This window comes from Thermocrispum agreste DSM 44070, assembly GCF_000427905.1.
GTDB lineage: Bacteria > Actinomycetota > Actinomycetes > Mycobacteriales > Pseudonocardiaceae > Thermocrispum > Thermocrispum agreste.
In genome coordinates this window covers 543,106-567,761 of record NZ_KE386604.1, presented here as the reverse complement: position 1 = coordinate 567,761, position 24,656 = coordinate 543,106, and the positions used below count along the sequence as shown (strand labels likewise).

27 protein-coding genes and 1 riboswitch are annotated in these 24,656 nt (G+C 69.3%); of the genes, 15 read left to right on the top strand and 12 right to left on the bottom strand.

All coding sequences use genetic code 11. The annotated features are described in order from the left end of the window. Positions 1-100 precede the first annotated feature (100 nt). Positions 101-2,368: an AAA family ATPase gene (locus tag YWY_RS0117400; RefSeq protein ID WP_028848656.1), complete on the top strand. Its 2,268-nt coding sequence runs from the start codon at positions 101-103 to the stop codon at positions 2,366-2,368. A gap of 8 nt (positions 2,369-2,376) precedes the next feature. On the opposite strand, the gene YWY_RS24220 is transcribed toward YWY_RS0117400, so the two are convergent. Then, positions 2,377-2,577, bottom strand: coding sequence for a hypothetical protein (locus YWY_RS24220; RefSeq protein WP_156899334.1), 201 nt, complete (start codon positions 2,575-2,577; stop codon positions 2,377-2,379). Positions 2,578-3,042: 465 nt separating this feature from the next. Here YWY_RS24220 and YWY_RS23850 point away from each other — a divergent pair, with 465 nt between their 5' ends. Next, positions 3,043-3,705: a DUF5919 domain-containing protein gene (locus YWY_RS23850; protein WP_211227653.1), complete on the top strand. Its 663-nt coding sequence runs from the start codon at positions 3,043-3,045 to the stop codon at positions 3,703-3,705. A 1-nt stretch (position 3,706) separates the two neighbouring features. Next, positions 3,707-4,180, top strand: coding sequence for an NUDIX hydrolase (locus YWY_RS0117390; protein ID WP_028848655.1), 474 nt, complete (start codon positions 3,707-3,709; stop codon positions 4,178-4,180). Here the strand turns inward: YWY_RS0117390 and YWY_RS0117385 are convergent. The 5 genes from YWY_RS0117385 to YWY_RS0117375 form a co-directional block, all read right to left on the bottom strand. After that, entirely contained in the window at positions 4,144-4,731 is a 588-nt protein-coding gene (locus YWY_RS0117385) for an HDIG domain-containing metalloprotein (RefSeq protein ID WP_245566716.1), read from the bottom strand. The genes YWY_RS0117390 and YWY_RS0117385 overlap by 37 nt on opposite strands. 128 nt (positions 4,732-4,859) lie before the next feature. After that, positions 4,860-5,408 (bottom strand): DUF3558 family protein, encoded by a 549-nt coding sequence (locus tag YWY_RS23845; RefSeq protein ID WP_169725262.1) that lies wholly within the window; start codon positions 5,406-5,408, stop codon positions 4,860-4,862. Between the two features lie 62 nt (positions 5,409-5,470). After that, positions 5,471-5,992 (bottom strand): hypothetical protein, encoded by a 522-nt coding sequence (locus tag YWY_RS24215; RefSeq protein WP_156899333.1) that lies wholly within the window; start codon positions 5,990-5,992, stop codon positions 5,471-5,473. 347 nt (positions 5,993-6,339) lie between these two features. Then, positions 6,340-6,969: a LytR C-terminal domain-containing protein gene (locus YWY_RS0117380; RefSeq protein ID WP_028848653.1), complete on the bottom strand. Its 630-nt coding sequence runs from the start codon at positions 6,967-6,969 to the stop codon at positions 6,340-6,342. A gap of 26 nt (positions 6,970-6,995) precedes the next feature. Beyond that, positions 6,996-7,328: a DUF3263 domain-containing protein gene (locus tag YWY_RS0117375; protein ID WP_028848652.1), complete on the bottom strand. Its 333-nt coding sequence runs from the start codon at positions 7,326-7,328 to the stop codon at positions 6,996-6,998. A 145-nt stretch (positions 7,329-7,473) separates the two neighbouring features. Here YWY_RS0117375 and YWY_RS0117370 point away from each other — a divergent pair, with 145 nt between their 5' ends. Beyond that, entirely contained in the window at positions 7,474-8,043 is a 570-nt protein-coding gene (locus YWY_RS0117370; RefSeq protein ID WP_028848651.1) for a peptide deformylase, read from the top strand. Positions 8,044-8,265: 222 nt separating this feature from the next. After that, positions 8,266-9,210, top strand: coding sequence for a S1C family serine protease (locus tag YWY_RS0117365; protein WP_028848650.1), 945 nt, complete (start codon positions 8,266-8,268; stop codon positions 9,208-9,210). Positions 9,211-9,213: 3 nt separating this feature from the next. Here the strand turns inward: YWY_RS0117365 and YWY_RS0117360 are convergent, their stop codons facing one another. Then, positions 9,214-9,672 (bottom strand): nitroreductase/quinone reductase family protein, encoded by a 459-nt coding sequence (locus YWY_RS0117360; protein ID WP_028848649.1) that lies wholly within the window; start codon positions 9,670-9,672, stop codon positions 9,214-9,216. Between the two features lie 218 nt (positions 9,673-9,890). On the opposite strand from YWY_RS0117360, the gene thiC reads away from it, so the two are divergent. The 5 genes from thiC (at position 9,891) to YWY_RS22635 (ending at position 15,550) form a co-directional block, all read left to right on the top strand. Further along, a complete protein-coding gene (gene thiC / locus YWY_RS0117355) occupies positions 9,891-11,588 on the top strand; it encodes a phosphomethylpyrimidine synthase ThiC (RefSeq protein WP_084609337.1) in 1,698 nt (565 codons plus the stop codon). Then, entirely contained in the window at positions 11,585-12,421 is an 837-nt protein-coding gene (gene thiD / locus YWY_RS0117350) for a bifunctional hydroxymethylpyrimidine kinase/phosphomethylpyrimidine kinase (protein WP_028848647.1), read from the top strand. Before thiC ends, thiD begins: the two co-directional genes overlap by 4 nt. 167 nt (positions 12,422-12,588) lie before the next feature. After that, entirely contained in the window at positions 12,589-13,395 is an 807-nt protein-coding gene (locus YWY_RS0117345; protein ID WP_028848646.1) for an ion transporter, read from the top strand. Between the two features lie 78 nt (positions 13,396-13,473). After that, positions 13,474-14,310: an ion transporter gene (locus YWY_RS22640; RefSeq protein ID WP_051310383.1), complete on the top strand. Its 837-nt coding sequence runs from the start codon at positions 13,474-13,476 to the stop codon at positions 14,308-14,310. Between the two features lie 532 nt (positions 14,311-14,842). Next, on the top strand, positions 14,843-15,550 hold the full coding sequence (locus YWY_RS22635; protein ID WP_051310382.1) for an HNH endonuclease family protein: 708 nt from the start codon (positions 14,843-14,845) through the stop codon (positions 15,548-15,550). Between the two features lie 350 nt (positions 15,551-15,900). Here the strand turns inward: YWY_RS22635 and thiG are convergent, their stop codons facing one another. From thiG to thiO, 3 genes are all read right to left on the bottom strand, one after another. Beyond that, on the bottom strand, positions 15,901-16,668 hold the full coding sequence (thiG, locus tag YWY_RS0117325; protein ID WP_245566715.1) for a thiazole synthase: 768 nt from the start codon (positions 16,666-16,668) through the stop codon (positions 15,901-15,903). 2 nt (positions 16,669-16,670) lie between these two features. Beyond that, entirely contained in the window at positions 16,671-16,874 is a 204-nt protein-coding gene (thiS, locus tag YWY_RS0117320) for a sulfur carrier protein ThiS (protein ID WP_353744561.1), read from the bottom strand. Next, positions 16,871-17,998 (bottom strand): glycine oxidase ThiO, encoded by a 1,128-nt coding sequence (gene thiO / locus YWY_RS0117315; protein ID WP_028848643.1) that lies wholly within the window; start codon positions 17,996-17,998, stop codon positions 16,871-16,873. The genes thiS and thiO overlap by 4 nt, the downstream gene beginning before the upstream one ends. Beyond that, a riboswitch (TPP riboswitch) is annotated at positions 17,990-18,096 on the bottom strand. It overlaps the preceding gene by 9 nt. 167 nt (positions 18,097-18,263) lie before the next feature. Here thiO and thiE point away from each other — a divergent pair. Further along, positions 18,264-18,935: a thiamine phosphate synthase gene (gene thiE / locus YWY_RS0117310; RefSeq protein ID WP_028848642.1), complete on the top strand. Its 672-nt coding sequence runs from the start codon at positions 18,264-18,266 to the stop codon at positions 18,933-18,935. A 270-nt stretch (positions 18,936-19,205) separates the two neighbouring features. Here the strand turns inward: thiE and YWY_RS0117305 are convergent, their stop codons facing one another. Beyond that, complete coding sequence (locus YWY_RS0117305; RefSeq protein ID WP_028848641.1) at positions 19,206-20,234, bottom strand: hypothetical protein; 1,029 nt, start codon at positions 20,232-20,234, stop codon at positions 19,206-19,208. A gap of 186 nt (positions 20,235-20,420) precedes the next feature. Between YWY_RS0117305 and YWY_RS0117300 the strand changes: the two genes are divergently transcribed. Next, positions 20,421-21,377, top strand: a complete 957-nt coding sequence (locus tag YWY_RS0117300; RefSeq protein ID WP_028848640.1) for a threonine ammonia-lyase — start codon at positions 20,421-20,423, stop codon at positions 21,375-21,377. Here YWY_RS0117300 and YWY_RS22630 read toward each other — a convergent pair. After that, positions 21,316-22,005 (bottom strand): DUF3159 domain-containing protein, encoded by a 690-nt coding sequence (locus YWY_RS22630; RefSeq protein ID WP_038045496.1) that lies wholly within the window; start codon positions 22,003-22,005, stop codon positions 21,316-21,318. The genes YWY_RS0117300 and YWY_RS22630 overlap by 62 nt on opposite strands. A 307-nt stretch (positions 22,006-22,312) precedes the next feature. Here YWY_RS22630 and YWY_RS0117290 point away from each other — a divergent pair, with 307 nt between their 5' ends. The 3 genes from YWY_RS0117290 to YWY_RS23405 all read left to right on the top strand — a co-directional run. Continuing rightward, on the top strand, positions 22,313-23,125 hold the full coding sequence (locus YWY_RS0117290) for an SGNH/GDSL hydrolase family protein (protein WP_028848639.1): 813 nt from the start codon (positions 22,313-22,315) through the stop codon (positions 23,123-23,125). Positions 23,126-23,377: 252 nt separating this feature from the next. Then, complete coding sequence (locus YWY_RS0117285) at positions 23,378-23,728, top strand: PE domain-containing protein (protein WP_028848638.1); 351 nt, start codon at positions 23,378-23,380, stop codon at positions 23,726-23,728. Positions 23,729-23,763: 35 nt separating this feature from the next. Further along, a partial coding sequence (locus YWY_RS23405) for a hypothetical protein (protein ID WP_211227651.1) occupies positions 23,764-24,656 on the top strand: 893 nt, incomplete at its 3' end.

Genomic DNA, 24,656 nt, shown 5'->3' with positions numbered 1-24,656 from the left:
CGTCGTGCTCGCGTCGTGCGGCACGGGCGCGGCGGTGGGCGATTAGGCTCACGGACGAGCCGCCGCACATTCCCACCGGGGCTGGAAACAGGAGACTCGTGTGACCGAACCGCAGCTGGCCCTGACCCTCCGGCTCACCCCGTCCGCACTCGACGCCCGCCGGGGTGTCGTGCGGCTGCATCGCGAGGTGATCGACGCACTCGGGTTGCGCGCCTGGGATGCTGTGCGGTTGATCGGGTCGCGGGTCAGCGCGGCGTTGGCGGCCCCTGCGGAGTCCAGCCAGCCGCCGGGTGTCGTGCTGGTCGACGACGTCACGTTGTCCAACGTGGGGCTGACCGAGGGCTCCGAGGTGGTCGTCGCGCCTGCCACCGTCGCGCACGCCCGCACGGTGACCGTCGCCGGTTCGCGGATGGCGACGCTGTCGCTGCAGGCCGACACGTTGCGGCTGGCCCTGATGGGCAAGGTGTTCACGGCCGGTGACGCGATTTCGCTGCTGCCGCAGGATCTCGCGCCGGAACCCGGGGTCGACCCGGCCGACGCCCGCACCCGCCTGTCCCGGGCCATCGGCGCCACGTGGACCACCGAGCTGCTGACCATCACCGCCACGGATCCCGAGGGGCCGGTGTCGGTGGGCCCGTCGACGGTGATCGGCTGGCGGCACGACCCTCCCCGGCCGAGCCCCAGCCAGCCCGCCACGACGACGGCGACGCCTGCCTCGAGCGGACCCCAGACCACGCAGGCAGCGCAGCGGAGCGAATCGGTGCGCGTTCTGGTCGAACAACCCCAGCCGGAGCTGCCCGAGCCGATCCCGGTGGCCGACCTGGCCGGTGCTCGCACGGTCGCGCAGACGTTGACCGAGTGGTTCGAGCTCGCCTTCCGCCACCCCGAGCTGCTGGCGAAACTCGGGGCGTCCGGACAGCTCGGCGTGCTGCTGGCCGGACCGGAAGGGGTCGGCAAGACCACTGTGGTGCGGTCGGTTGCGCACGCGCTCGATCTTCCGGTGTCGCTGCTGGCCGGACCGTCGGTGGCGGTGCTGGAACCCAACGCGGCGGTGTCGGCGCTGGAGGCCGCGGTCGAACGGGCTCGCTCGCAAGGCCCTGGCGTTCTGCTGGTGACCGACGTCGATGCGCTGCTTCCGGCCAGCCAGCCGCCGCCGGTGGCCACCGTGCTGATCGATCGGCTGCGCGCGGCACTGGCCAACCCCGGGCTGGCGATCGTCGCCACGACTGCGCACCCGGAAGCGGTCGACCCCCGGTTGCGTGCCGTCGGGCTGCTGGACCGGGAGCTGGGGTTGCCGTTGCCCACCAAGGAGGTGCGCACCGAGCTGCTGAGGATCCTGCTCCGGGACGTGCCGTTGGAAAGCGGTATCGACCTGGGCGCGATCGCGGAGCAGACGCCGGGGTTCGTTGCCGCCGATCTCATCGCCTTGCGGCGGGACGCGGCGCTGCGTGCGGCCGTGCGACAGCGCGACGCGGAGAATCCGGTGGTTTCGCAGCAGGACTTGCTCGACGCGCTGCAGACCGTGCGCCCGATCTCCATGTCGGAGTCGGACACGCTGGCCACGGGTGGTCTGACGCTGGACGACGTCGGCGACATGGCCGAGGTCAAGCAGGCCCTGACCGAGTCGGTGCTGTGGCCGCTGCGGTACCCGGACTCGTTCGCCCGCCTCGGAGTGTCGGCGCCGCGCGGTGTCTTGCTCTACGGGCCACCCGGGGGCGGGAAGACCTATCTGGTACGCGCGCTGGCAGGCACGGGGGCGTTGAACGTCTTCGCTGTCAAGGGCGCGGAACTGATGGACAAATGGGTCGGCGAGTCCGAGCGGGCGGTGCGGGAACTCTTCCGCCGTGCCCGGGACGCCGCGCCGTCGCTGGTCTTCCTGGACGAGGTCGATGCGCTGGCGCCGCGGCGTGGTCAGTCGTCGGATTCCGGGGTGGCGGACCGCGTGGTCGCCGCGTTGCTCACCGAGCTGGACGGCGTGGAACCGATGCGCAACGTCGTCGTGCTCGGCGCGACCAACCGCCCCGAGCTGGTCGACCCCGCGCTGCTCAGGCCAGGGCGCCTGGAACGGCTGATCTACGTGCCGCCACCGGACACCGAAGCCCGGGCAGCCATCCTGCGCGCCGCCGCCAAACACACACCCCTGGCCGAGTCGGTGGACCTGGACGCACTGGCGGCCGAGCTCGACGGCTACTCGGCAGCCGACTGCGCCGCCCTGATTCGCGAAGCCGCTCTCACCGCCATGCGCGAATCCCTGGATGCCACCGAAGTCACCGCCGCCCACCTGGCGAAAGCACGCGAGACCGTCCGCCCCTCACTCGACCCGGAACAACTCGCCGCCCTAGCCGCATACGCCGCGTCACGCAGCTAGGCCAGATCTCAGCCGGCGTCGGCTTCGGTGGCGCATTCGACGATCTTGTGCCCTCGCGACACGCGGACGAGCGCAGCCGTCTCCTCCAGCAACATTGCCAGCTCCTCGGCACGGACTGTGGTGAGGCTCGCGACATCGCGGGCTACGCTGTCCAGCGCCCACTGGAGCTGACGCAACACAACAGCTAGCGCCGCATCGGTGCACGTCACTGCGACTGACTCCGGTGGACATCGGCCCCGGCCACAGGCCGCATCTGGCACAGGGATAGCGCTTGTGCGAGTAGTCATACGGGTGCGGCGTACGCATCCACTCCTCTCGGCTCGGCGGCACATCAAGGTCCCCAAGTCGTGGCGCGAACGCGAACCGTTCGAAAGCTCCATTGCCGACGTCCGAGTAGCTAGCCGGGAGCGGCATTGCAACAATGCCTCCAATCGAGTGCCGACTCTGCGCACTGTTTTGACTAATCTCATGAAATCGCGAAAATGGAGGACGAGAAACGGCCTGCCGGGACATCTGCGGACGTCCTGGGACGCACAGAACTCGGTGGGACGTCCCATGAAGTACCAAGGGGGTGCGGTGCCGAACGAACGGCTACGTGGATGTATCTCAGCAGCCGGACTGACAGTTGCCGAACTCGCTCAGCAAGTAGGCGTGAACCGCAAGACGGTGGAGCGGTGGATCACCACGAACCGGTTGCCTTACCGCGAGCATCGTTGGAAGACGGCCACCATTCTCGGCCGAGACGAAACCTATCTTTGGCCAGAGCTGAACGACGATCCCGTGACCCAAAGAGGGCATGGAATGCCGAGTTCGTTCAGATCTATCCGAATCGTGGATGCGTTCCGTACACGACGTGGGTTCGACTCATCGACGGCGCAACAGAGGCCCTCGACATCCTGGCCTACGCGGGAAAGTTTCTCTTCGACAGCCGACCAGATCTTGCTGACGTACTGATCGAGAAGGCGAAGGCGGGGACTCGCATTCGCCTTCTTTTCGGCGATCCCGACTTCAGCGAAGTTCGTCGTCGCAGCGAAGAGGAAGGCCTACCCGCTTCCGCACTGTCCACCCGGATAGATATCGTCTTGAACTACGTGCGCAAAGCCATCAACGCACCGGGCATCGAGGTTCGGCTCCATGACACACCCTTGTACAATTCGATCTTTCGCAGCGACACAACGATGCTCGTGAATCTCCACACGTACGGCTCAGGTACTCCGTTCAACCCCGTGCTTCACCTGCAGCACGTTCCCGGTGGGCGAATCTTCGACCACTACCAACAGAGCTTTCACAAAGTTTGGGACGCCGCCAAGCCTTTCGGAAGTGAGGTAAGCAGCTGACGTGGCACGAGTCGACTACTACTACGATCCGAAAGCTCCCGAAGCCAACAGTGTGGTGCCGTCGGTCACGGTGGCCGTGCAGGACGACGAGGGGCGAATCCTGCTCGTGCACAAGACTGACAACGACCTCTGGGCACTGCCGGGAGGCGGCCACGAGATCGGCGAGTCGATCTCGGCAACGGCGGTCCGGGAAGTCGAAGAAGAGACGGGCGTGACCGTCGAGCTGACGGGCATCGTCGGGCTCTACACGGACCCGAACCACGTCATGGCCTACGACGACGGCGAGGTCCGGCAAGAATTCTCGATCTGCTTCTCGGCGCGGCTGGTCGGCGGTCATGCGCGCGAGGACGGCACGGAGACGAAAGAAGTGCGCTGGGTCGATGTCGACCAGCTCGACCGGCTGAGCATCCACCCGTCCATGCGTCTTCGCATCCAGCACTATGTGGAGAGGAGACCGAAGCCGTTCATCGGATGACGGCGTATGCGCTCCTGGGTTCGCACCACGCACGCCTTCATCGGGTCCGCGGCCCGAAGCCACGCCCGATGAACCGGGTCCTCGGGTGGGTAGCGCCGAAGTATCTCTGCGATTCGCTGCTGATAGCTGACCTGCTCGCCCGCGGGGCCGGTCGTGAGATCCGCCGTGACCAAAGCGTCCATGACCGGGGTGTCTTCGAGCTCGAACTCGGCCAGCTCCGTTCTCAAGTCACGCTCGGCCGCTTCGAACCGCGCCCCTGAATGATGTGCCACCAGGTCGACGACACGGTCCGGACAACCCTCGGCACGAAGGTAGCGGGCACCATCGAGGGGATGAAATCCTGTGTCGACCAGCTCGGCGGCGTATCCGATGTCGTGAAGCCAAGCGGCGGCGATCAGCACCGGCCGCTCTTCGGGCGCCAAGACCGATGCCCACTGAGTCGCCGCACGGGCCACTGCTTGCACATGAGCCCAACGACGCCCCAGCGGCCGCATCAACTGCTCCGCCAGCCCGGCAGACTGGCGCACGAGGTCGGTCATGCTCGTCGCCACTCGCTCGACGTTACCTGCAACATGAAGCGGATCAACCCCGCCGTTCGCCTGAGCCAACCACCGCCGGTGGCCACTGATCCATCGGCTGCGAGCGGCGCCGGCCGACCCGCTGCTGACGATCGTCGGAACTAGTTGGCTGGTTCCGGTGTTTTGGGCTCGACCACCTCGGCCGCCCGATCAGCAATCTCGCAAGCACGCTCTACTGAGTCAGCCTCCACCACGACATCGACTCGCCCCTGCTCGGCAGCGAACGTCACAACACACTCGCCGGAATCATCCTTGATTTGCTTGGCCGGCCGCCCACCGACTTGGCCGTCGACGACCTGATCATTGGGTGTTGTCTTGTAGTTGTCGATCGTCAGCTTCGACCAGATGGCAATCCCCACGACAACGGATCCTCCGGAGGAGTCGCTGCTTTTGGACTGCCTTGTACATGTGTCACTATTGGGACCAACCGAACCTTGATCGACGATCTCACAACTCTTGTAATTCTTATCCAGTTGATTGACTTCTTCGGTCGTGAGCAACTCGCACGCCACGGCCTTGTCGAGTTGCCCTTCTGGGCTACCCCGACCATCGGATGACTGCGGAGCCAAGCTGGCTGGCGGGGGACTGCTCGGGGTATTCTGACTACCAGCGACAGCCCGTCCCTCTTCGGTGGAGCAAGCCGAGCTCATCGCCAACAATCCTGTCGCCACGGTTGCCGAAACCAGCCGAGCAGAACGGGCCCAGCACCTCATCAAGTCTTCCCTCCGAACGATGTTGCCGCAGAATCATCGAGGCGCCGGTAGTTTTTCATGGCAGCGTCGATGCCTTCTCGATAGTATTGAAGCACTTTCCTCGTCGCCTCGAGTGAATTCTTGGCGGACTGTCCAGCCTCCGCGTAGGCGGGCGCGGCGCTGTTGGATGCGAACGGCGTGTTCCCGATAGGCAGCTGTGCCAGGTACTCGGAGATGGCGCTAGCCTTCTTCAGGCTGTCCTCAGCGTCTTCAAGCTGCCTGATTGCCTTCTGTGCCTGGTCGGGATCGACGGCGAACTTGCCTGCCTTGGCGGCGCCCCGGAATGCCTTGGCTCCTTCGACGGCTGCCGAGTTCTTGGCGCTGGAGCCGAACAGTGCTGCGACGCTACCTCCGATTTTCCGCCAGCGGGAACGGCCGGCCCGGTGGGGACGAAAGCCATGCGTACAACCCCCCTCACACTCAGTACGCGGCGGCCAGCTTACCAACGCTGACCAGGAGAAATAGGCACTTCGGACGAGCATTCGCCCGCCCGTACCATCAGCTGGCACCTGCTCCCAGCGCGGCACACCCCGCCTGGACTTCCGCACCTGGACGTCGACGGCGCCGAAACCCAGCCGCGGTCGCGCGAACAGCCGCAACACACCACGCCCTCGCAGGCCCGGCACGACCGCACCCGAGCCACCGGACCGAACTCGTCCTGCCCGTGATGCGGCTTCTCCAACGAACCGTCGCCAGAACGCGCCCGCCTCGGCACCGTCGCGCTCTTCGGCGCCACGGTCGCCTGTCGCCCACACGCGCCCGGATGACCTCGCAGCCTGGCGGCCGACGCGTGGCCCGGCCGCCCGTCGCCAGCACGCGCCCGGATCGCCTACTTGCCGCCCACGTAGTCCTTGGTGACGATGACGATCACGCCGGGACTGGAGTCCTCGATGCCCGGGAACCGCGGCTCGACCCGCATGCCGAACTCCGCACCGATGGCTTTCGCGGCCGCCTCCTCGCTGGTGCCCGGCCGGTAGTACACCGTGGTCTCGTAGATGATGCCCTGCGAGTAGTTCCCGACCGCGACCACGTTCCAGCCGCGGGACCGCAGGTCGTCGGCCGCGTGCGACGCCAGCCCCTTGATCTTGCTGTTGTTGTAGACGCGGATCGACACCCACTTGTACGCGTCGCCCTTGGCGCCGCCTGCAGGCCGCGCCGAACCGTCGGACGTCCCGCCCCGCGTGCCGTCCCCGGCCCCGCCGGGCTTGCCGGACTCGGGCGGGCGAGCCGACGACCGCGGTGGCTCGGACACCTCCGTGGACTGCTCCGGAGGCCGGCTCGGCTCCGGCTCTTTCGGCGTTGTGCCCGGCTCCTCGTCAGGAGCCGGCGTCTGCGACGTCTCCGGCCGGTCCGGCCGAGGCGAGGCCTGCTCGTCCTCGTCGCCGCTGATCGCGCTGGCCACCCCGATGACGGCCGCGACCGCGGCGATTCCCAGCAACGCCATACCCCCGAGCCGCATCGGCCGAGCTGGTCCCCGATGTGTCATCACAGCTCGATCCCCAACCTGCGGGCACTGCGCTTACGCCTGCGTTCCGCCCGCGTCTTGCGCAGGCGCTTGACCAGCATCGGGTCCGCGCGCAGCGCACGTTCGGTGTCCAGCAACCGGTTCAACAGCTGGTAGTAGCGAGTCGACGACATGCCGAACTGCTCGCGGATGGCCTTCTCCTTGGCGCCTGCGTACTGCCACCACTGGTTCTCGAACGCCAGGATCCGGCGTTCCAGATCAGACAGTTCCGCGGCCGCCGGACCGCGCGGGTCGCCGACAACCGGTGCGACCGCGCCCTCATCGCCCCGGGACATCGACTCCGCAGCGTCCATCCTCCTCCGATCGACTCACCGGCATGCGCCTGAGCTCCACGGCGAAATCACAGGCATGTGATTCCCCACCCGGATTCATTAGATCATGCGGGACCGGCACCCGCCCGGCTCCGGGCCCGGCGCGTCCCGCTTACACTCACCCGCTGTGACCATTCACCCCATCCGCATCGCCGGCGACCCCGTGCTGCACAAGCCGACGCGTCCGGTGGAGAAGTTCGACGAGTCGCTGCGCACCCTCGCCGACGACATGTTCGAGACCATGTACGCCGCGGAGGGCGTCGGCCTCGCCGCCAACCAGATCGGCGTCGATCTGCGCATCTTCGTCTACGACTGCCCGGACGAGGAGCTCGGCGAGCGGCGCAAGGGCCTGGTGGTCAACCCGGTGCTGGAGACCTCCGAACGCCCGGAGACCATGCCGGACCCGGACAACGACTACGAAGGCTGCCTGTCCGTGCCCGGCGAGTCGTTCCCGACCGGCCGCGCCACCTGGGCCAAGGTCACCGGCTTCGACCTGTACGGCAACCCGATCGAGGTCGAGGGCAAGGGCTTCTTCGCCCGCTGCCTGCAGCACGAGACCGACCACCTGGACGGCTACCTCTACCTCGACCGCTTGGTCGGCAGGTACGCCCGCGCGGCGAAGAAGATGATCAAGCGCAGGGGGTGGGGCAAGCCGGGCTTGAGCTGGGACCCCAGCAAGGACAGGCCCGAGGACTGACCGCCCTGCCACGACCGCACCGCGGCCCCGCCCGCCACGACGTCGGCTTCGGCTCGTCCGGCCGCCCGACGGCGTCCGACGCCGTGACTCGGCACCCGGCCACCTCCCGGGCCGCCGTGTCGGCCATTTCTGCTCGCTGACCGCGAACACCGCTGACACCGGGCATCATTGCAACCCCGCTCACGTTGTAACGGTGTAATCGGCGTTGTGGAGGTGGTCGTCATGCCGGACAGCCGCCGGCCCGATGAATCGCTCGACGAACAAGCACTCGACGCCTACTCGCGCGTGGTCACCTCGGTGGCCCGGCGCCTCACCCCCCAGGTGGCCAGCGTCCGGCTGCCGCACGGCGGTGGGTCGGCCGTGGTGTTCGATCCCGGCCACCTGATCACCAACGCCCACGTCGTCGGCAGCTCCCGGCACGGCACGGCGACGTTCTCCGACGGCTCCGAGGCACCGTTCGAGGTCGTCGGCTCGGACCCGCTCTCCGACCTGGCCGTGCTGCGCGCGGACGGCACGCTGCCCTTCCCCGCCGAACTCGGCAACGCCAACGACCTGGTCGTCGGCCAGCTGGTCGTCGCCGTCGGCAGCCCGTTGGGCCTGTCCGGATCGGTGACCGCCGGGGTCATCTCCGCGCTCGGCCGGGCGTTGCCCGCCCGGCACGGCCGCACCACCCGGCTGATCGAGGACGTCATCCAGACCGACGCGGCGCTCAACCCGGGCAATTCCGGCGGCGCACTCGCCGATTCCGCCGGGCGCGTGGTGGGCATCAACACCGCGCTGGCCGGCATCGGGGTCGGGCTGGCCGTGCCGATCAACGACACCACGCGCCGGATCATCGGCACGCTGCTGGTCGAAGGCCGGGTCCGGCGCGCGTACCTGGGCATCGTGGGCACCCCCGCTCCGCTGCCCGACGACGTGGCCGAACGCACCGGGCAGCGGGCGGGCCTGCGCATCGTGGAGACCGTGCCCGGTGGCCCTGCCGATGTGGCCGGGCTGCGCGCCGGGGACATCGTCCTGACCGTGGCCCGCACCCCGGTCAGAGACGCGCAAGGCATCCAGCGTCAGCTGTTCGCCGAGGTCATCGGCACCCGCCTTGCCGTGACCGTGCTGCGCAACGGTGCCATGGTCGACGTCTTCGCCACACCGACCGAGCTCACCGTCGGCTGACGCTCAGCCGCGCGGGCGACCTGCTGGGTCGATCCGGAACACCGGGAACCCGGGCGCGGCCGACCGCAGCCGCTCGTCCGGGGCGTCCTTGGTCAGGTCGCCGAGGAAGCCCTTGACCTCCCACGCCCAGCGGCGCAGGTACTCGCGCAGCACCGGCAGCTTGTCCTCGTCGGCCACCTCGCTCGCGGTGAACACCTCGGTCCGCTTGCCGACCCGCAACTCGGCCCGCCCGGCCACCCGCAGGTTCTTCACCCACTGCGTCTGGCCCCGCGGCGCAACCAGATACCTTCGACCGCCCACCTTCAGCGGATTGACCGGCACCCGCTGGATCCTGCCGGTCTTGCGGCCCGGCACGGCCAGCTCCCGGCTGCCCGCCACGCTCACGCCCAGCCGGGTCAGCCGGACGACGAACCAGTTGAACACTCGCGTCGCCCGATCCGGCGCGACATATCGCTCGGCCATGCGTCCACCTTTCGTGGGCCTGGCCACCACGCTAGCGCCGACCTTGAACCGATGCAGGAGACCATGGCAAGGTCGAAAGCCGACAACTGCACAAAACCACGCGGGAGCTCGCGCCGTACTCGTACCAGCGGGCTGAGAGGGCGGCTGATGTCCACGCGGACTCGGTGCCGCCGACCGCACGAACCTGTCCGGGTAATGCCGGCGTAGGGAGGAAAAGCGTGTCAACGCTGAGTGATTCGACGCGGCTGAACGACGTCAAGCCCACCATCACCACCGGACCGATCCCGGGATCGCGCAAGCACTACATCACCACCGAACGGCGTGGCTTGCGCGTGCCGGTGCGGCGGATCGACCTGACCAACGGCGATCACTTCGACGTCTACGACACCTCCGGCCCGTACACCGATCCGGACGCGGAGATCGACGTGCACCGGGGACTGCCCAAGCTGCGTCAGCCGTGGATCGACGGCCGGGAGCACAACACCCAGCTCGGCTACGCCAAGGCCGGGATCGTCACCGAGGAAATGGAGTTCATCGCCGCACGCGAGCGGGTCAGCCCGGACTTCGTGCGGGACGAGGTGGCCGCGGGCCGCGCGGTCATCCCGGTCAACCGCAAGCACCCCGAGTCCGAGCCGGCGATCATCGGCAAGAACTTCCTGGTGAAGGTCAACGCCAACATCGGCAACTCGGCGGTGTGGTCGTCGGTGGAGGAAGAGGTCGAGAAGATGGTGTGGGCCACCCGCTGGGGGGCGGACACCGTGATGGACCTGTCCACCGGCAAGCGCATCCACGAGACCAGGGAGTGGATCCTGCGCAACTCCCCGGTGCCGATCGGGACCGTGCCGATCTACCAGGCGCTGGAGAAGGTCAAGGGCGACCCGGCCAAGCTGAGCTGGGAGGTGTACCGGGACACCGTCATCGAGCAGGCCGAGCAGGGTGTGGACTACATGACGGTGCACGCCGGCGTGCTGCTGCGCTACGTCCCGCTCACCACCAACCGGGTCACCGGCATCGTCTCCCGCGGCGGGTCGATCATGGCCGCCTGGTGCCTGGCGCACCACAAGGAGTCGTTCCTCTACACCCACTTCGAGGAACTCTGCGAGATCTTCCGCGAGTACGACATCACGTTCTCGCTCGGCGACGGCCTGCGGCCCGGCTCGATCGCCGACGCCAACGACCGCGCGCAGTTCGCGGAGCTGGAGACGCTGGGCGAGCTGACCAAGATCGCCCGTGAGCACGACGTGCAGGTGATGATCGAGGGCCCCGGCCACGTGCCGATGCACAAGATCAAGGTCAACGTGGAGCTGGAGGAAAAGCTCTGCGGGGAAGCGCCGTTCTACACGCTCGGCCCGCTGGCCACCGACATCGCCCCGGCCTACGACCACATCACGTCGGCCATCGGCGCGGCGCAGATCGGCTGGCACGGCACCGCGATGCTGTGTTACGTCACGCCGAAGGAACACCTGGGCCTGCCGAACAAGGACGACGTGAAGACCGGCGTGATCACCTACAAGATCGCGGCGCACGCGGCCGACCTGGCCAAGGGCCACCCCTACGCCCAGGAGTGGGACGACGAGCTGTCCAAGGCGCGGTTCGAGTTCCGCTGGGAGGACCAATTCAACTTGTCGCTGGACCCCGAGACGGCGCGCGCCTACCACGACGAGACGCTGCCCGCGGAACCGGCCAAGACCGCGCACTTCTGCTCCATGTGCGGACCGAAGTTCTGCTCGATGCGGATCACCCAGGACATCCGGGAGTACGCCGCCGAGCACGGCCTGGAGACCGTGGAAGCGATCGAGGCAGGCATGGCGGCCAAGGCACGCGAGTTCACCGAGAAGGGCAGCAAGGTCTACCTGCCGGTGGAGCCGGTGACCGGCGACGGTGCGGCGGCAGGCGCGGAAAGCGGCAGGCCATGACCGGGCGGCCGACGCCGAAGAAGGCCCTCACCATCGCCGGTTCCGATTCCGGCGGTGGCGCGGGCCTGCAGGCGGACTTGCGGACGTTCTTCGCCAACGGCGTGCACGGCATGTCGGCCGTCACCGCCGTGACGGTGCAGAACTCGGTCGGGGTGACCGGTGTCGCGGAGATCCCGCCGGAGACCGTCGCCGCGCAGATTCACGCGGTGGCCTCCGACATCGGGGTGGACGCCGCCAAGACCGGCATGCTGGCCACCGCGGAGATCATCACCGCGATCGCCAAGGCGGTCGACGAAGTGGGCATCGGCCGCAACGGCAGCGTTCCGCTGGTGGTCGACCCGGTGGCGGCCTCCATGCACGGCGACCCGCTGCTGCGGGAAGAGGCGATGGAGGCCATCCGCGGGTTGATGTTCCCGCGCGCGACGCTGGTGACGCCGAACCTGGACGAGGTCCGTCTGCTGGTCGGCATCGACGTCCGCACCCGCGAGCAGCAGCGCGAAGCGGCCAGGGTGTTGCACGAGCTCGGCCCGCAGTGGGTGCTGGTCAAGGGTGGCCACATGCGCGACGCCCCGGAGTGCACCGACCTGCTCTTCGACGGCACCACGTTCACCGAACTGACCGGCCCGCGCTACGACACCGACAACACCCACGGCGGCGGGGACACCCTGGCGGCAGCCATCACGTCGGCGCTGGCCAAGGGCGCGTCGGTGCCGGAGGCCGTCCGGCACGGCAAGCAGTTCATCGAGCGCAGCGTGCAAGCGTCCTACCCGCTGGGCGCCGGGGTCGGCCCGGTGTCGCCGCTGTGGGTGCTGGACGACGTGCACGGCCGCTGACCATTCGGCGGCGCCGGCGACGGCACCGGGCATCCGGCGGTCCTCGCCGGCGTCGCCACGCTCAGCGAGCAACGCGTCACAGATGTCCGCCATCCGATGATCATCGGACGTTACGGCCGTTACGATGCGGACATTCACCACGCAGCCGATGACGTAGGGATCCCCGGGTGACGCCACGCGAACGAGTCAGTGCGCTGGTCGATCACCCGTACTTCCAACGGTTCATCGTCACGGTGATCGGCATCAACGCGGCGCTGCTGGCCGTGCAGACCTCCGCATCGCTGGAGCGGCACTATCACGACCTGATCGCCGCGCTGGACACCATGGCGCTGGCGATCTTCGTCGTCGAGCTGGCGTTGAAACTGTACGCGCAGCGGTCGGCGTTCTTCCGTGACCCATGGAACGTGTTCGACTTCGCGATCGTGGCGATCGCGCTGATACCCGCCAGCGGGCCGTTCGCGGTCCTGCGCGCCCTGCGAGTGCTGCGGGTGCTGCGCCTGGTGTCCGCGGTCCCGCCGCTGCGCCGGGTGGTGAGCGCGTTTCTGCGCGCCATCCCCGGCATGGTGTCGATCATCGCGCTGGCCACGCTGGTGATCTTCGTCGCGGGCGTGATGGGCACCGCCCTGTTCGCCGAGGCGTCCCCGCACTATTTCGGCGACCTGGGGCGTTCGCTGTTCTCCCTGTTCCAGACCATGACCGGGGAGTCGTGGCCGGACATCGCCGAGGAAGTGATGGCTGCCCAGCCGCTGGCGTGGATCTTCTTCGTCGTCTACATCCTGGTTTCCAGCTTCGCGGTGCTGAACCTGTTCATCGCGGTCGTGGTCAACGAGATGGAACAAGAGGTGCGCGCCGACATCCGGGCGGAGGAACAGCAGCACGCCGACGAGCTGGCCGCCGCCCACGAGCGCATCAGCGCCGAGCTGGCGGCGATCCGCGAGGACCTCGCCGCGCTGCGCAACCGACTCAGCGGATGAGCCGTCTCAACCAAGACGTTCAGCTGGAGCGAGCGACCGCACGCTTCATGCCGACACAGTGCACCCGGGAGGACGCAGATGCAGTGGCGTGACCGCCTGGCCGCGGCGGTGGAGAACCGCCGTTTCCAGCAGTTCATCATCGCGGTCATCATGTTCAACGCGATCACTCTGGCGATGGAGACGTCCGAGTCGATCATGGCGGGCAGCGGCGACCTGCTGCACGTGCTGGACAAGATCGTGCTGGCGATCTTCGTCGCCGAGCTGGTGGCCAAGCTGGTGGCCTTCGGCCCGCGCTTCTTCTCGGACGGCTGGAACGTCTTCGACCTCGTGGTGGTGGTGATCGCGCTGGTTCCGGCCAGCGGCCCGTTCGCCGTGCTGCGTGCCCTGCGCGTGCTGCGGGTGCTGCGGCTCATCTCGGCGGTGCCTGCCATGCGCAAGGTGGTCTCCGGGCTGCTGTCGGCGATCCCCGGCATGGCGTCCATCGTGGCGCTGCTCGGCCTGGTGCTGTTCGTCTCCGCGGTGATGGCCACCAACCTGTTCCGCGACGTGGCCCCGCAGTACTTCGGCGATCTGGGCACGTCCCTGTTCGCGCTGTTCCAGATCATGACCGGGGAGTCCTGGCCGGACATCGCCGACGCCGTGATGGCCGAGATGCCGCTGGCCTGGATCTTCTTCGTGATCTACATCCTGATCTCGACGTTCGCGGTGCTGAACCTGTTCATCGCGGTGGTGGTCAGCGCGATGGAGGCACAGCTGCGTGAGGAGATGCACCAGGAAGGCGAGCAGCACCACCAGGAGCTGGCCGATTCGAACGCGACGATCCTCGCGGAGCTGCAAGCGCTGCGGGCGGAGGTGGCCCAGCTGCGCGCCGGGCTGGACGGCCAGCGGGTGTCCGCCACCGACGGCGCGAACTGACTCCTGCGCGCCCCGTGACCGACGGCGCGACCCGCGAGCCCGGCTTCCTACCGACGAAGTGACCGCCTGCGGCCCCTCCGATCGATCCCGGCCGGGGAGTCCCCTGGAATGTGCGTCGTGTCGCTGACGCGGTGAGTCGCCGCGCCGGAGTGCCCGGCGGCGGTTGCCCGAGCATGAGCCCGGCCCGACCTGGTCGAGGCGGTGCCGGCTGGACGGCTCACGCCGGCGGACGAGCAGACGAGCCCTGCGGGAAGGTGCCCGGGTCGTGCCAGGTGCAGCGCAACCGGCACCGGCTGCGGCAGCCGATGACGAGTTTGGCATTGTTGATCTTCCGGACGACGACCCCGAGATCGAGCGTTTCGCGCGTTTCGACCGGTCACTGCGCCGCCTGGCACCGCTGTTTGCCGACGTCTTGCCTACCCGTTCCGGAGCCCTTGTCCGGGGAGCACACCGGCCCGCCTCGTCCCCGCCTCTGCCCGGCAGGCCGGTGCGTTGTCCCGGGCGCCGAGACGACGAGAAAGGGGAAGTGTGCATGTCGAACGTGCGCAGGATGGTGGGCACGTTGCTGGCGGCGGTGGTGGCCGCGGTCGTTTTCTGGGCGTCCGGCCAGACGGAGGAGCAGGGGCCGGTTTCGGCGCCCGGCGAGGTGGCGGTCTCCGAGCAGTCCGCTGACGTGGCGGCGTTGCTCGACGAGATTCCGACCCGGCCGGAAACCGGCCACCGCACCTACGACCGTGAGGAGTGGCGGCACTGGATCACGGTGACCGGTGATCCGCGCTGGCGGGCATGGGTCGGGGATCGCACCGGCTGCAACACCCGCGAGGCGGTGCTGATCCGGGACGGCTGGAAAGTGCGCACCGGCGAGGGCTGCCGGATCACCGACGGCACCTGGCGCACCAGCTACGACAACCGCAGGCACCCCTCCCCCGAGTCGATCGACATCGACCACCTGGTGCCGCTGGCCGAAGCCCACCAGTCGGGCGCAGCGAACTGGCCTGCCGAGAAGAAGGAGCGCTTCGCCAACGACCCGCGGAACGTGCTGGCCGCGAGCGGCACGCTCAATCGCGCCAAGGGCGACAAGGACCTGGCCGAGTGGCTGCCCGAGCGCAATCGCTGCACCTACGTCTCGGAGTGGGTGTCGATCAAGAAGGAGTACGGGCTGGCGATGGACGCCCGCGAAAAGGACACCGCCCGGCGGATCTTGTCCAGCCCGGCCTGCTGGAAGGACCAGCCGAACTGACCGGCAGGGCCCGGAACACCGTCGTCGACCTTGCCGGTGAGCCGGGACTCGATCTTGCGCGCGGGGTGCATCGGCGGCCTCTTCGCCCTGACGATTCCCAGTGGAGCGCCACCTGTGGCGATCGCGGCCCAGCCGCGCACAGGCAGCGCCATCGCGCTCGCGGCGGGCGTGGTCACATCGCGACCGGCGCACGCACCCGACAAGATCGAAACGTCACCGCGGCCGGACAGATCGCAATCAGACGCACGCAGCCGGCCAGAACACGAACCCGCCGCGCACGCCCGGCCGGATCACGGTCAGGCACACGCAGCCGGGCGAGAACGCGCACCCGCCGCGCGCGGCCATCGCGGTCAGCGCGGCGGGCTGGATGCCTGCGCCCAGAACCGCTTCGGCACGCGGCCGGACAACCTGGCGTAGCGTCCCGCGATCACCGCATGCCGCATCGCCGTCGCCATGCCCACCGGGTCCTCGGCACGCGTCACCGCGGTGGACAGCAGCACGGCGTCGCACCCGAGCTCCATGGCCAGCGCGGCGTCCGATGCGGTGCCGATGCCCGCGTCCAGGATGATCGGGACCGATGCCCGCGCCACGATGAGCTCGATGTTGTGCGGGTTGCGGATCCCCAGCCCGGTGCCGATCGGCGCGCCGAGCGGCATCACCGCGGCGCACCCGGCCTCTTCCAGCTGCAACGCCAGCACCGGGTCGTCGTTGGTGTAGACCAGGACGGTGAAGCCGTCCGCGACCAGCCGTTCGGCTGCCTCCAGCGTCTCCACCGGGTCGGGCAGCAGCGTCCGGTCGTCGGCGTGCACCTCGAGCTTGACCCAGTTCGTCTCCAGCGCGTCCCTGGCCAGCTGGGCGGTCAGCACCGCGTCCGCGGCGCTGCGGCACCCTGCGGTGTTCGGCAGCACCTTGATGCCCAGCCTGCGGATCAGGTCCAGCACGCCCGACCCGCCCTCGGCGTCGGCGCGGCGCATGGCCACCGTGGTCAGCTGCGTGCCGGACGCTTCCAGGGTCCGTTCCAGCACGCTGAGGCTGCTCGCCCCACCGGTGCCGATGATCAGCCGTGATTCGAACTTCTCGTCGCCGATCACCAGCGGGTCCTGCGGCGTGGAGTCCACCGTCAGCCTCCTTGCACGGCGCTGAGGATCTCTACCCGAGCGCCATCCGACAACGTCGTGTCCGCCCACGTGCTGCGGGCCACGACATGACCGTTCATCGCCACCGCCACACCGGGGCGCGCGGCACCGAGCTCCTCCAGCAGCGCGGCGACCGTCGTCTCCGGGGCGACCTGGCGCGTCTCGCCGTTGACCTCGACCTCGATCACACCGATGCCTCCTTCCTGGCCCTGGCCGGATCGGCCGCGCGGGCAGCGCCCGGCGGCTCGTCGTCCTCCAGCAGCGCGACCACGGCGTCCGCCGTGACCGGTGCGTGCAGCAGACCGTTGCGGTAATGACCGGTCGCCACGATCACGCCGTCGGACAGCCTGCCGATCAGCGGCAGGTTGTCCGTGCTGGCCGAGCGCAGCCCGGCGGCGGCCTCGGTCAGCTCGTACTCGGCCACGCTCGGGTAGACCCGCTCCGCCGCGTCCAGCAGCTCGCGCACGCCACCGGCGGCCACCGTCTCGTCGAAGCCGGCCTCGTACTGGGTGGCGCCGACGACGACCTCGCCGTCGGTGCGCGGCACCAAGTACAGCGGCCGATTCTCCACCACCGCCCGGACGGTCAACGGCGGGGGCGGCAGGCTGGTGCGGCGGGCCCGGAGCCGCAAGATCTCGCCCTTGAGCGGGCGCACCAGGTCCTTCAGCTCGCGGTGCAGCATGCCGGTGCGGGCCCCGGCGGCCAGCACCACTTCGTCGTACGCGAACTCTCCGCTGCCGGTGCGGACCGTGGCCGGCTCCACCGCCTCGACCCACTCGTGCCGGAACCGCACTCCGCGGTGATCGCACGCGCGCTGCAGCGCGCGGAGCAACTTGCGGTTGTCCACCGCCAGGTCGCCGGGCACCCACAGCCCGATCCGCAGCCTGCTGGACAGCCCGGGGACCCGTTTCCGCAGCTGGCGCCGGTCGACCAGCTCGGCGCCACGGCCCACCCGACGCAGGTATCCGGCCAGCACCTCCAGCTGCGCCGCGTCGCCGGGGTCCCATGCGGCGATCACTGTGCCCGCGGTGTTCATCACCGGGTCGGCGCCGTCGGCGGTCAGCTCGCGCACGAATCGCGGCCAACGGGCCAGCGACTCCTCGCCGAGTTCCAGCACGGCTTCCTCGCCGGGCCACGCCTCGGCCACCGGGGCGAGCATGCCCCCGGCCACCCACGAGGCGCCCGCGGCGGGCTTGGGGTCGAACAGCGTCACCGCGTGGCCTGCCACGGCGGCTCGCCACGCGACGGAAAGCCCGATCACCCCGCCCCCGACGACGGCAACACGGGCTCCATTGCGGGTGTCGGTCGTCATGATCACGCTCCCTGCGCCGGCATGACCCGGATCAGGTTCCACGGTCGGAGCCGCAGCTCCCTCTCAGCCCGCATACGCAGGCTCCCGTGCGGACGCCTCAACCGTAGCGTGACCGGACGCACCGGCGCCAACTTCGCAACCGTGGCACTTCCCACGTTGCGGTGCGCGGCGCGCGCCGGAAGCCGCGGGATGCACGGGCGTGGCCTGCTCCGCAGCACATACCGGCGGCCAGGGCCGCTCGTGGCGGGCCAGGTACCGTGACGACGTGCCTGGAGCAAACGGCGATCAGATCCGCGCCCGGTTGGCCGAGGCCCGGCTGTACTTGTGCACCGACGCCAGGGGCTCACGCAGCGAGCTGGCCGAGTTCGCCGATGCGGCGCTGGCCGGCGGGGTGGACATCATCCAGCTGCGGCACAAGCCCGGCGGCGTGCCGCTGGAAGCGCGCGAGGAGCTGGCCGCGCTCGAGGTCCTGGCCGAAGCATGCGAGCGGCACGGTGCGCTGCTGGCGGTCAACGACCGCGCCGACGTGGCGTTGGCGGCCGGAGCCGACGTCTTGCACCTGGGTCAGGACGATCTCCCGGTGGCGCTGGCGCGCCGGGTGGTGGGCGACGAAATGGTCGTCGGCCTGTCGTCCCACTCGGTCGAGCAGGCGACGGCGGCCGCCGCGGCCGACGGCGTGGACTACTTCTGCACCGGGCCGTGCTGGCCGACCCCGACCAAACCAGGACGGCCTGCGCCCGGTCTCGGCCTGGTTCGCGCGGTGGCGGAGGCGAATCCGGCGCGGCCGTGGTTCGCCATCGGCGGCATCGACCACCAGCGCTTGCCCGCCGTCCTCGACGCCGGCGCCCGCCGCATCGTCGTGGTGCGGGCCATCACCGAGGCCGAGGATCCGACGGCAGCCGCTCGCACGCTCAAGGACGCGCTGCTCTCGCACTGATTCGTTCCCCGGCCGGGTCGCCAGCACACTGCGGCGGAGCTACGCAGCGCCACGGGCGCCATCGGCCGGCTACGGCAACGGGCGGCCGGCTCACGGCCCAGCACACACCACCCGCCACAACCCCTGCTCACTCGACCGGCCGCCACAACGGCCAGCCGACCCACGCGCCCAGCACACACNNCCCGCCACAACCCCTGCTCACTCGACCGGCCGCCACAACGGCCAGCCGACCCACGCGCCCAGCACACACGNCCCGCCACAACCCCGTGCTCACTCGGCCGGCGGCTGCTGCTGGGCCGGGCGCTCGTTCTGCCCCTGCTGTGGCGGCAGCTCCTCCTCGGGCTGCTCTTGCGGCGTCGAAGGCGGCGCCGGTGCGCTGGACGCCGGCGGCTCGCTCGTCGCAGGCGGCTGCGGCTGCTGAGGGTTCTGCGGAACCTCCGGCGACTGCGGCTCCTGCTCGTCCTCGGTGCTCTCGTCCTGCTCCGGCGGAGCCTCGGGTGTGCCGGACTCCTCGGTCTTCTGGGGAGCCGGACGCTCCTGTTGGTCATCACCGTCGGGCTGGCCGCCGAGCACGTTGGTGATCGTCCGCCCCTGCTCCCCGGACAGCGTGTTCCCGGTCAGCATCTCGATACCGGTGATCACCGCCATGCCCAGCACGAACGCCGCCACGGATCCGCCGATCACCACACCCCAGCGAACACGGCGGCGCGGCTTGGACGTCTCGTCGGCCTCGTCCGCGTCCGTGGTGTCGTCGGAAACGCGCGGGAGGTACACCGTGGGCGCATCCGGGTCGACCACATCACCCTGCGCCCCCATGCGGCGCGTCGGGTCCGGATCGGCTGACTGCCCGGGCCGCATGACGCGGGTGGAGTCATGCGCCCACTGCTGCTGAGCAGGCAGCACTTTGGTGCCGTCCTGAGCTGCGCCCTGTTGCCGGGCCAAGACCCGGGTGCGCTCATCTTCGTGCCGGGCAGGCATCACTCGCGTGCCGTCCTGCCCCCAGCGCCGCTGCTCGGGCAACGCCTGGGTGCGTTCGTCGTCCCGGCCGCGCACGTAGACCCGCCCCGCCACCTTGGCCAGCGCGGCATGTTTGGTCCGCTTGGCCGCTTCCTTGGTGCGCTCCAGCGAGCGCAGGTAGAGCTCACTGCCGATGGTGGTGCCCAGACTGAGCAGGCCCGCGCCGATGACGGTGCCGTACACCCCGATCTGCGCACCGATGAACGCAGCCGTGACGGCGGCCAGTGCGCCAGCCACGACCTGGGCGGGCCGGAGTCCGTCCCGTTCCCTTTCCTTCGACACTCGCCAACATCCCAACGAATCGCGGCTGCACTCTCCACACCGTCAACGTTCCGGTCCCGGCAATAGTTGCCGGACGTAACGGACACCACGCACATCCGTCCACAATGGACTCAATTTGCCAACGCCGCCCGCTCGTCCCCCGCGCTGCCTTACGCTTGCCCGCGCAGCGAAGGCAATCTGGAGGACATGCGCTTGATCACCATCGACGACATTCGCGCCGCCGCCGACCGGATCGGCGACAAGGCCGTGCACACTCCCCTGCTCCGCCAGGTGTGGGACGGCCGCGAGCTGTGGCTCAAACCGGAGAACCTGCAGCCGGTCGGCGCGTTCAAGGTGCGCGGCGCCGTCAACGCGCTGGCCGCGCTGGACGAGACCACGCGGGCACGCGGGGTGGTCAGCTATTCCAGCGGCAACCATGCCCAGGCGGTCGCCTACGCGGCGCGGCAGTTCGATGTGCCTGCCACCATCGTCGTGCAGGAAGGCGCGCCGGAGGTGAAAGTCGCCGCCACCAAGGCCTACGGCGCACAGGTCGTCGAAGCCCCGATGGCGGAGCGCAGCGCGGTCGCCCATCGGCTGGCCGAGCGGCTGGACCGGGTGATCATCGCCCCGTTCGATCACGCCGACGTCATCGCCGGGCAGGGCACCGTCGGGCTGGAGATCGCCGAGGACCTGCCGGACGTGCGCACCGTCCTGGTCCCCGTCTCCGGCGGCGGGCTGGCGTCCGGGGTCGGGGTCGCCATCACCACCTTGTGCCCCAACGCCCGGGTCATCGGCGTCGAGCCGGAACTGGCAGGTGACACCGCCGAGTCCCTGCGCGCCGGGCGGCTGGTGCGGTGGGACCCCGCCGATCGCGCCCGCACCATCGCCGACGGCCTGCGAGCCGAGCCGTCCCAGCTGACGTTCGCGCACCTGCGGGCGACGCTGGACGGCGTGGTCACCGTGACCGAGGACGAGATCCGGCAGGCGATGCGGGTGCTGGCCACCCGGGCCAAGCTGGTCGCCGAGCCGTCCGGCGCGGTCAGCACCGCGGCCTGGCTGTTCCACCAGCACGAACTGCCCGCCGGGCCGACGGTGGCGATCGTCAGCGGGGGCAACGTCGATGCTCGTCTGCTGGCCGAGGTGCTGACGGAGCAGACTCAGTGACGGGGTGCCGGATGCCCGGATGCCCGTCCGGCAGCGCCCGGTGCAGCACCCATCCGCTGACCGCGATGACCGTAGCCACCAGCGGCCAGCTCAGCACCGTCCTGGCGACCCCGAGCGCCACCACGTACCCGCCCCACCACAGCACGCCGAACACCACGACCCGGATCACGTACTGCGCGACCCAGACCCAGCTGGCCAGCGAGTAGGCGCGCAGCAACGCCGGATCCCTCCGCCACCGCGTCTTCTGCCCCAGCAGCGTTCCGACGACGACACCGAGCAGCGGCCAGCGGATCAGGATGCTCGCCGCCCAGGTCAGTGCGCTGGCGATGTTGGCGAGCACTTGCAGCAGGAAGAAGTCCTGGGCCCGGCCGGTGTACAGCGCGATCAGCGCGGCGGCCACCACGGCCGTCAGGCTGACGACCACGGCGGCGACCCGCTGGCCGCGGACCAGCCGGACGACGCCGAGCAGCACGGCGACGGTGATCGCGGCCGCGGCGCCCCAGCCGATCGAGTTTCCGGACACCAGCCACCCCAGCACGAACGCGACGGGCGGAATGCTGGCGTCGAGGGCACCCCGGCGGCCACCGAGCACCGTCGCCAACGACTCCGGACGGACTGCGGCACTCACGCGTCCAGCCTGCCGCAAAAAGCCAAGGAAGGTAAGCCTTACTTTCCTTGCCGTGATGCGTCGAACGTCCGTGTGATCAATCCGGCAGCATGACGTGCGCCGGCGTTTGCCCTCGTCAGGGTCGTGCGGGGAGCTGGACAGGCTACTATGGCGATGTTCGTCCGGATTACTGGTAGTGGCGAAAGTCGCGTTCAATCCGGCATTCTCGTCTTGATCGGTGCACGCCCCGAAGGGGTCCCGTGGCGTGCTGCCTTGCCGTGAACGTCGTCGCGCAGTGACCCGCCGGGAAGGAGAAGGGAGACTCTGCATGCATCGGTTCACCAGCTTCATGGCCTTGGGCGACAGCTTCACCGAGGGTATGAACGATGAACTGCCTGACGGCACCTTCCGCGGCTGGGCCGACCGCGTCGCAGAGATGCTTGCCAAGGACAATCCCGGATTCTCCTACGCCAACCTCGCGATCCGCGGCAAGACGCTGCGCCAGATCATCGACGAACAGCTCCCGGTGGCGCTGGAGGCGCGCCCGGACCTGGTGACCGTGTGCGCAGGCGGCAACGACATCATCAAGCCGGGCTCGAACGTCGACCTCGTCGCCGAGATGTTCGACGGCATGATCCGGCAGCTGGTCGAGGCGGGCATCGATGTGCTCATGTTCACCGGTCCGGACCCCCGCCAGGTCTCGGTGGTCAACCGGCTGCGCGGCAAGGTGGCGCTGTACAACGCGCACCTGCACGCCATCGCGCAGAAGTACCGCACCCGCGTGGTCGACTTGTGGGCGATGGACGTGCTGCGGGACCCGCGTGCGTTCAGCGAGGACAGGCTGCACTTCAGCCCGGAGGCGCACCGCCGGATCGCGCTGCGGGTGGCCGAGGAGCTGGGCCTGCCGGTGGAGGAGGACTGGCGGGAGCCGTGGCCGAAGCCGGCCCGCCGCCGGGACTGGCTGCGCGCCCGCCGCGACGACCTGGTCTGGGCGCGCACGCACTTCTGGCCGTGGCTGGTGCGGCAGATCCGCGGCGTGTCCACCGGCGACGGCCTGCAGCCGAAGCGGCCGAAGCTGATGCCGCTCAAGCCGCCCGCCCAGCTCACCGGCGACAGCGAGATGGTGAACGCGGCAGGCTGACGCCGACGCCGCCGCGGGCCGGGACAGCACTCGGCCCGGCCCCGAGAGGACCATTTCAGCCCCGCCCTGCACGGCGGGGCTGACGCATGTCGGGACAAGGACGCGGCCTGCTCCTGCCGGTCGATCCGCGGCCGAATCACCCTCCGCGTGGTGCTCCGGTCCATTACCCTGAGCCTGCTGGGAACCAGGGCGGAGAGCCGGGCGTCCGATCGGATGTCGCGAGCGACGGACCCGAAGGGAACAGGGGACTCCATGACGGTCAAGGATCAGGGCTACGAGATCGACCCGGACAAGATGCGCCAGGCGATCAAGCTCGCCGAGGACATGCTGGAGGAGCTGGAGAACCGCAACGAGCAGATCGCCGAGATGCTCGACCTCCCCGCGGCCGCCGCAGACCAGGTGTCCACCCAGTACCACGCCGGCCAGAAGGTCGCCAATCGCAACTCGCAGCTGCTCACCAACCAGGCGTATCAGCAGGCGTTCTCCGCGCAGGTGGCATACCTCAACCAGCTGATCCCGCAGCTGCGCAACGCGTTGACCACCTACGAATCGATGGAGCAGGCCACCGCCGACTCCATGCGGGACCCGGGACGGCAGCTGTGACCGGCCGCCCGCTCCGGGGAGCTTAGGGGGATTCCATGGACTGGAAAGAAGTCGCCACCACCGTAGGCAACACCGCGCTCGCGATCAACCCGATCACCGCCCCGTTCTATCTGGGCTGGGCCATCTTCGGCAGCGACGACCTGACCGAGGTGCACAAGGCGCTGCCGATCTATCTCGCCGTCAAGGAGGGGACCCCCGAGCCCTTGTTCACCGCGTCGCGCCTGGCCGACGAGCATTCGCGCAAGCAGGACGAGTTCGCCGTGAACGCCGACAAGCTTCGCCTCCTGCTCGACGGCGCGTGGCGTGGCGAGGCCGCCGAGAAGGCGAACAAGAAGATCAAGAAGCTGGCCGAGGAAGCCCGCAAGACGAGCCAGTCGCTGCAGCAGAACGCGCAGAGCTTCCACAACCAGGGCAACAACTTCTCCGACTTGCGGAAGAACATGAAGCACATGGACGACCCTCCGCCGGAGGGTGCGGGTTTCCTGGACCGCCTTGCGCCGTGGGACACCGCGGCCGAGGAGGCGGTCGAGCGGAACCAGGAAGCGGCGCGGCACAATCTCGCCCTCTACGAGAAGTACGAGAAGACCACGAAGTCCAACGCCGAACAGCTGACCGACAAGTACGGCAACGCGGGCAACCCGGGGCAACAGAACAACCCGTACCAGTACGACCCGAACCAGCACGACGAGCAGCGCCGCCGCATGGAAGAAGAGGCACGGCGCCGTCAGGAAGAGGCGCAACGGCAGGCCGACGAGGCCAGGCGTCGCATGGAGGAAGAGGCCCGCCGCCGTCAGGAGGAAGCCCGGCGGCAGGCCGAAGAAGCCCGCCGCCGCATGGAAGAAGAAGCGCGGCGCCAGCAGGAGGAAGCGCGCCGCCGCCAGGAAGAAGCCCAGCGGCAGGCCGAAGAAGCCCGCCGCCGCATGGAAGA